Origin of the sequence: Acidiplasma aeolicum (assembly GCF_001402945.1) — an archaeon.
Classification (GTDB): domain Archaea; phylum Thermoplasmatota; class Thermoplasmata; order Thermoplasmatales; family Thermoplasmataceae; genus Acidiplasma; species Acidiplasma aeolicum.
In genome coordinates this window covers 36,842-44,244 of the sequence record NZ_LKBG01000111.1, presented here as the reverse complement: position 1 = coordinate 44,244, position 7,403 = coordinate 36,842, and the positions used below count along the sequence as shown (strand labels likewise).

At 32.4% G+C, this 7,403-nt stretch carries 7 protein-coding genes; 6 read left to right on the top strand and 1 reads right to left on the bottom strand.

Annotation, left to right across the window (positions count from 1 at the left end; translation table 11 throughout):
• The first annotated feature begins 53 nt into the window (after positions 1 to 53).
• From AOG54_RS03270 to AOG54_RS03255, 4 genes are all read left to right on the top strand, one after another.
• Positions 54 to 2,156: a hypothetical protein gene (locus tag AOG54_RS03270; RefSeq protein ID WP_048101141.1), complete on the top strand. Its 2,103-nt coding sequence runs from the start codon at positions 54 to 56 to the stop codon at positions 2,154 to 2,156.
• Positions 2,157 to 2,208: 52 nt separating this feature from the next.
• Positions 2,209 to 3,348, top strand: a complete 1,140-nt coding sequence (locus tag AOG54_RS03265) for a M20 metallopeptidase family protein (protein ID WP_055032410.1) — start codon at positions 2,209 to 2,211, stop codon at positions 3,346 to 3,348.
• A gap of 46 nt (positions 3,349 to 3,394) precedes the next feature.
• The gene (locus AOG54_RS03260) at positions 3,395 to 3,604 is read left to right on the top strand and encodes a hypothetical protein (RefSeq protein ID WP_048101143.1); all 210 of its coding nucleotides are present in this window, start codon (positions 3,395 to 3,397) and stop codon (positions 3,602 to 3,604) included.
• Positions 3,605 to 3,841: 237 nt separating this feature from the next.
• Positions 3,842 to 4,348 (top strand): PadR family transcriptional regulator, encoded by a 507-nt coding sequence (locus AOG54_RS03255; RefSeq protein ID WP_082180420.1) that lies wholly within the window; start codon positions 3,842 to 3,844, stop codon positions 4,346 to 4,348.
• A 21-nt stretch (positions 4,349 to 4,369) separates the two neighbouring features.
• Here the strand turns inward: AOG54_RS03255 and AOG54_RS03250 are convergent, their stop codons facing one another.
• Positions 4,370 to 4,702, bottom strand: a complete 333-nt coding sequence (locus tag AOG54_RS03250; protein ID WP_048101144.1) for a PadR family transcriptional regulator — start codon at positions 4,700 to 4,702, stop codon at positions 4,370 to 4,372.
• Positions 4,703 to 4,770: 68 nt separating this feature from the next.
• Between AOG54_RS03250 and AOG54_RS03245 the strand changes: the two genes are divergently transcribed.
• Positions 4,771 to 5,949, top strand: coding sequence for an MFS transporter (locus tag AOG54_RS03245; RefSeq protein ID WP_048101145.1), 1,179 nt, complete (start codon positions 4,771 to 4,773; stop codon positions 5,947 to 5,949).
• 44 nt (positions 5,950 to 5,993) lie between these two features.
• Positions 5,994 to 7,379 (top strand): MFS transporter, encoded by a 1,386-nt coding sequence (locus AOG54_RS03240; RefSeq protein WP_048101146.1) that lies wholly within the window; start codon positions 5,994 to 5,996, stop codon positions 7,377 to 7,379.
• Positions 7,380 to 7,403 lie beyond the last annotated feature (24 nt).

Sequence of the window (7,403 nt, the reverse complement as noted above, 5' to 3'; positions counted from 1 at the left end):
ATCTTTATAATTTTTAAAACAAATATTTATATAAAGATATAAGTTTTATATTTATGGGAAAACTTTTGGGCTTAATCGCCGGTGGTATCGGTGTGGTCATGCTTTCATATTATATGGTATCACCGCTTTACTCACCACTGATAAACCTTCTTGGTCCATATCTTGGATATGGTCTCCCACTATTATTGGGCATCATTGGTCTCCTCGCAGGAAATCCCATACATTATTATGCAATAATGATAAGCTGGATTATAATAGGCATTATTGTTGGAATCAGCACAAGAAAAGGGCTCAGGGCCATGGGCACATCCATTTTATTGTATTCTTTAACATTTTCCTTTATGATCCTTGTGCTTATATCAGTTCTTGACATAACATCATATACCTCTGCAATTCCTGATATAACAGGCAGGGTGGAGAGAATATTATCCATATTACCAAATATGATTCCATACAATGTTAATTTAATAGATATAAAGAATGAACCACTAATTTCAACAATTTACAGCATAATTATTGCAGCAATAGGAAAAAATAATGCTGTGGCTTTAAATCCAGAAACAAGCATTTATGGTTCCTCAGGCATTTTTAACTACTCACTTGTATATCCTATTATAATTAATATTATAGAGAACCTGGCAATTGTTATTCTGGTTTCAGGTGTTATCGCCTCACTGTTTAAAAAAAGGCATAAAGGGATGGCCAGGGCTGAGGCCATAATTGTTGTAATTATAACATTAATTGTTATCTCATCATTTTTTGTAATTCCTGCCGGTATAAACCATGCAAATACAGAGGCAAATTCGGCTAATAATCTAAATAATGTGGGTATTCAGGCATCTATTAACATTATTACAGAGAATGGATCATTAATAAACACGGTGATTCTTGCCCAGAACAGTACTAATATTAATTCAAATATTATTCTTGCAGCATCCATATTAAGCAATAATCTTACATACATCTCAAATTCTATAGTACATCTGCCAATATCAGGGAACCTTAAAAAATTATTATCAATGGTACCATCAGGGCTTTTTGTTGTTGTTTCCAAAAATAATTATACTTTAGGCTCTGATGGAACCTCAGGGATCCTAAAAAACTCTGGAATTATCAATCCGCAGTTACTGCTTGCATACAATTATTCAAAATATAAATTATATGTTTATGGTCAGGATATCAATGAATCAAAATATATTAAAAATGTTATTAATAACTACAATTCTAATTTATCAATGTATAATATAATAAAAAAATATGATTCAGAAAATTTCAGGTCATCAGCCTTGATATATGGTTATGGCAATTATTCCCTACTTTTGGGTGGGAATAAAACCAGTGATAATGAAAGGTTTTTGGCCGGACTATTTGAAAATCCCAGTGTATTCCATTCCTCCGGTAAATATCATAAAATAAATATGTCAGATATAATTGGTTATAATTCCACAATTAATTTTAATGGGACTGTATCTGCCATTGGTGTAATTTATCCAGATTCCAGTAATAGTAAAACATCAATAAACTCAATTTTTTATTCAAATAATAAAAATTTTGTTTCTATTCTCAATGAAAGTACAAATACAACATATTATAATACGCAAAATTTTAATCCTGACCAGAGTAATATTTCCTTCAATTATACCTTTCCTGCATACCTGTATTTTAACGTTAAAATCAGTGAGAATAATCATGTGGCCACAGTAATTAATGAGGTTCAAAACCGGGATAACTCGACATTATATTATCTTAATATATCCGAGGATTACTTTATTGAAAATTATGAAAAAACCGGATCATTATCATTAATTTCTGGAAATTCTGATATACATAATATTACACTAAAACCTGGTGAATACTATAATTTTACATATAAGATTAAATTAAATGGGCCTGGAGAATTTGTAATTCCCTATGCCAATATATCATATAATATGGATAACAAATCATTTAATCTTCATTCACAGGAATACCTTATTAAAAGCCCAAATGAAAAATTAATAACTGTTTATAACTCTGCGCTTGGATCATTTTTTAAAATTCTGGGCATTAACATTCTGGCAGAATCAATATTTGCAAATATTACAATCTTCGATTTAATAATCCTTTTGATATTAATTCTTGCCATATTTATTGAAATCAAAAAGAGAAACAGATAATAAAATAATTTTTCTTTAATTATATTTATATATGTTTTAAAATTAATCCCCTATGGAAGTTGAGGATTATATAATATCCATGAGAAGGTATTTTCATGAATATCCCGAGCTTAGCTTTAAGGAATACAAAACTGCAGACAAAATAGAAGAAGAATTAAAAAAAATGGGATTATCACCAAAAAGAATTACAGAAACCGGGATAATCTGTGATATTAGGGGCAATGGAAGTAAAACTGTGGCAATAAGGGCAGACATGGACGCACTGCCTGTACAGGAGGAAAATAACATTGATTACAAATCAAAAAATCCCGGTGTAATGCATGCATGCGGGCATGACACACATATGGCCATGCTTCTTGGCGTGGCAAAAATGTTCACAGAACAAAATAATATACCGGGGACCATAAGGCTTATATTTCAGCCAGCTGAGGAGAACCCCCCCGGCGGAGCTGTTGAAATGATAAAAAATGGTGCCCTTGATGGCGTTGATTACATAATAGGCCAGCACATATGGGGAAACAAGGACATGCGAAAGGCATATATATACTACCATGAAATGATGGCCAATGCAGACCGGTTTGTTATAAAATTAACAGGAAAGGGTGGCCATGGCTCAGCACCACAGGATGCAATAGATGTAATTTATATATCAGGGCATCTCATTGAAATGATCCATAATATTGTTTCCAGAGAAATAGACCCGCAGGAGGCTGCAGTAATTACCATTGGAACCATAAATGCAGGATTCAGGTTTAATGTTATAGCATCCCATGCAGAGCTTACAGGCACTGTCAGGACATTTAATAACGATACACAGGCAAAGATAGAAAGGAGAATAAAAGAAATACTGGAGGGGTTAAAGCTAACATACAGGATAGACTATGAGTATGACTATATAAAAGGTTATCCGGTGCTTATCAACAACGAGGAGGTTTCCAGAATAATAGAAAAAAATGCAGCAGAGGTTCTTGGTCAGGAAAATATTGTTCATCCAAAACCAGATATGGGAGGGGAGGATTTTGCATATTACCTTCAGAAGGTTCCGGGTGCATACTATTTCCTTGGTGGAGGAAATAGGGAAAAGGGCATATATTCCCCAAACCATAGTCCCACTTTTAATGTGGATGAAAGGTCTTTAAAATATGGAGCAATGATATTAAAGAAATCTGCTGAGGATTTATTAAAAAAATGATTAAAATTTAAATAAAAAATATTAATCATAATGAAATCACTGTATAATGTCAGTAAATAATGTAAAAAAAATAATCGGTTTAAATATTGGCATTGGTGTAATCACCGTTGTATACGTTACATATGTACTTTTAAATTTTAAATACTATTTAAAAAATGCCCTATTTTTTGATATAATAGCAATAATACTTGGATTCATGTTTGCATTTACCATGGCACTCTGGGTGGTTAAAATGCCAAAATCCGGGTCAAGTTAATGTATAAAATAAAACAATTAATTAATAATATTATAATAAAATAATAACCGCATAATTTTTCCAGTTATAATTATAAGCCACTGGCACTCATTTGATGTATGCTTAAAATCGTATTTAATTCAGATTTTTATAAATTTTTTAAGACCCCATTTGCCTTTATGTAATTAATGCATAACTTTATATATCTGTTATAGATATCTATATTAGATATCACTAAAAGATATCTGGAGGGTAAAAATGTATAATAGATACAGACACGGAATGGGAAATAATGAAAATATGCACGGGATGAATAATGGATGTGGCCACATGCACGGCATGGAGAGCAGAAGAGGATTTGGACTTAAATACTGGATATTAACAATAGCATCAGAAAGTAAGGTTACAGGATCAGAAATAACAGAAAAAATAGCAAAAATAACCGATGGAAGATGGGTGCCATCTCCCGGAATAATATACCCAATGCTTAAAAATCTTTATGACCTTAAATATCTTGAAATGGAAGAAAGAGACGGAAAGAAATATTATTATATTACAGATTCCGGAAGGGAATTTTTAAATAATTCCTGGTTTCCATGGAAAAAACAGGTTGAATTTAGCTTAAAGGGCAATGAAAACTCAGTGGTTTTGGACAAAATTGAAAATAATATACAGTACCTTGCTGATAACAGGGATAGGCTGACATCGGATGAAAAGCTCAGACTGGAAAAAATAAAAAATAATATTGAAAAAATATTATTCTAATTTTTATAAATTTTTTAATATTTATGTGATTTTGGGTATCTCACTTATCAGATATTTTATAATCATGGATACCGTATTTAATGGTTCAAGATGGAATTTTAAAAACTTTTTCCCATCGGGTGTTATCTCATAAATTTTTGATATACGTCCATTATTATTTTTTTTAACTGTAAATTTAATAAAATTTCTATTTTCTAAATTATGCAGAAGTGTATATATTGTTCCAGTTGGAAGTGGTGTGTTTATCATTGAATTTATCTCCTTTTCTATTGCATATCCATACATTGGTTTTTTTGATATCTGGGTTAAAATTAGGAGGTTTATGGTTCCCTTTAATATTAGCTCATTTCTCATATTTATGTATTCATTTAACAGATAAATTATTTATAGATAATTGACTTATTGTATATGATGATATTAAAATGGAAAATAAATTAAAATATTCATCTCAGGCCTATTTAATTTATTCAATATTTATAATTGTTTTGCTTACACTTGCCGTAAGGGCCTCAAATAATATGATGATGACCACCATATCATTATTTGCAAAATATGACCTGTATTTTAATCAGGTTGAGGTTGGCCTAACAGAATCGGTAATGGCACTGGCAACATTTATTACCACTGCAATAATTAACACACATTTAAGTGCTTTTCCCAGGAGGGTACTTTTCATTGCATCAAATATTACATTTACCATAATTCTGGCTGTAATGGAATTTTCCAATAATATATCTGTATGGATATTTATATTTGTTGCAGGATTTGCCTTTGGTGCAATAATGCCAAATATAATCACATCCGCCGGTTCATCTGGTGATAAGAAGGTTAGGGAAAGAATTCTGGGAATTTACACACTCGCACTAAGTGTGAGCCTTATAGCAGGTCCTGCCTATGAATCATACATATTAAATTTTGAACCCCTAAGGTATATATTCCTGTATTTTGTTCCATTCGGCATTGTGGCCTCGGTTTTTTCCTTTTTTATTAAATTTCCGGATGAAAATATCGAGAAGAACCATAAAAAAATAAATGTGTTTGGCGAGCCAGGGTTTAAGGTTGCGGTTTATGCAATTTTAGCATACAATATTGTATTCGCACTTCTTATTACCTTTGGTGGAATATATGCAAAATCCGTTTTAGGATTTTCCTACTCGCAGGTAACATTACTATTTACCGGATTTTTTATTATTTCTTTCTCATCAAGGCTTTTTTATTCAATAAAAACTCCTGAAAACCTTTGGCATTATATAGCCATTGCAATGCTGGTCACACTCACAGGAATAATAGCAATATTCTTCAGTAAATTTGCAATCATATATATAATAGCATATCTAATGCTTGGAATACCCCACGGTGTAACATATCCATTATCTATAGTATCAATAAGCAGAACATTTGATATGTCGAGCAGAAATGTGGCAAATAGCTATTTCTTTTCAGTAATGATGCTTATAGGTATAATCACCCCATCTGTGGGGGGTTTTATAAACAATCTGATAGGCTTTAGGAACATGTTTATAATTCTTGTGCCGGTCATAATATATCTTATAATAGCCTCATACTTCAATATTAAGAGAGTTAACAAAAATATACATTAATTTTTATTTGTTATTTATTTATATTAATATAACATTAGCATGAGATGAATAGGTACTATGTTCTCCTTGTGACCACCCTAAGCACACTCATGGCAGCCGTGGATTCCACCATTGTTTATCTTGCACTGCCTGAAATAGGAGAAAACTTTCAAACAAATGTGTCAAATCTCACACTCGTAATAGTAATATACATCATCTCATCAACAGTTATGCTTGCACCGGCCATAGAAATAATTAAAAAATTTGGCAATCGTGAATTCTATATAACCGGATTCTCATTATTTACAGCATCGTCACTTTTTGTCGCATTATCCCCTGGAATAAACTTTATGATCATTTCCAGATTTTTCGAGGGCATCGGTGCCGGGATTATGACGGCAACAGATATACCCATAATTTTAAATGCATTTCCGCAAGAGGAACGTGGACGGGCAGTTGGTATAAATTCAATATCCTGGTCAGTTGGTACACTTATGGGGCCCCTGCTGGGAGGGTTTTTGGTACTTTTTAACTGGAGATATATTTTTTTAATTAATGTTCCTGTTGGCATTCTGGCCATATTTTTTGCATTTAAATTCATAAAGAAAAGCAAAAAATTGAATGAAAAAATTAATTTTACATCGTCCATTGCCATGCTTGTATTTTTGGTACCCCTTATCATTGGCATTTCATTTATAAATATATATTATCTAATAATATCAGCAATTATATTTCCATTCTTTTTTTATGCCCAGTACAGGCGTCCCGTTATATCAAGGAATCTATTAAAAAGCAGGCAGTTTTCATTGATATCCATTGCATCCTTTCTTGAATCATTTGCATTTTTTTCTGTGCTTTACGCCATGAGCATCTACTATGAATCATACCTTGGAATATCATCCCTTGATGCAGGCATACTTATATTTCCATACCCACTTGCATCAATAATATCAAGCCCACTTGGGGGATATCTCTATGATCGTTATGGGCATGGTGAGGTGATAATGAATGCGGGAATACTGCTTGAGGGTGTTAGCATAATGTTTATTGGACTGTATTTAAGCTACATACCCGAGCTCCTTTTTCTTGCCGGCCTTGGTGGATCACTGTTTTGGTCCCCATCCACGACCATGATAACGGATGCAAGAGGTTATTCATACAGAACAGAGGCAAATAACTCATTATTTATTTTAAGAAACATGGGCATGATTATATCAATATCCATGCTTCCTGTATTTATGTTTATTTTTGGTCATTCCGGGCATATAATAAATATATACGATATGGTAAAAGATTCTGCTATTAAGGGGTCAATAAGGTATTATTTGATATTTACTTCCACTGTTGCCCTATCAGGTCTCATTTTCGGCTTCATAAATATAATAAGGCACAGGAACAATAAAACATACTGGAACGAAACAGGATTATATAAAAAGGAGTCCAAACCATGAATTTAATATCTTCATGGCTTAATG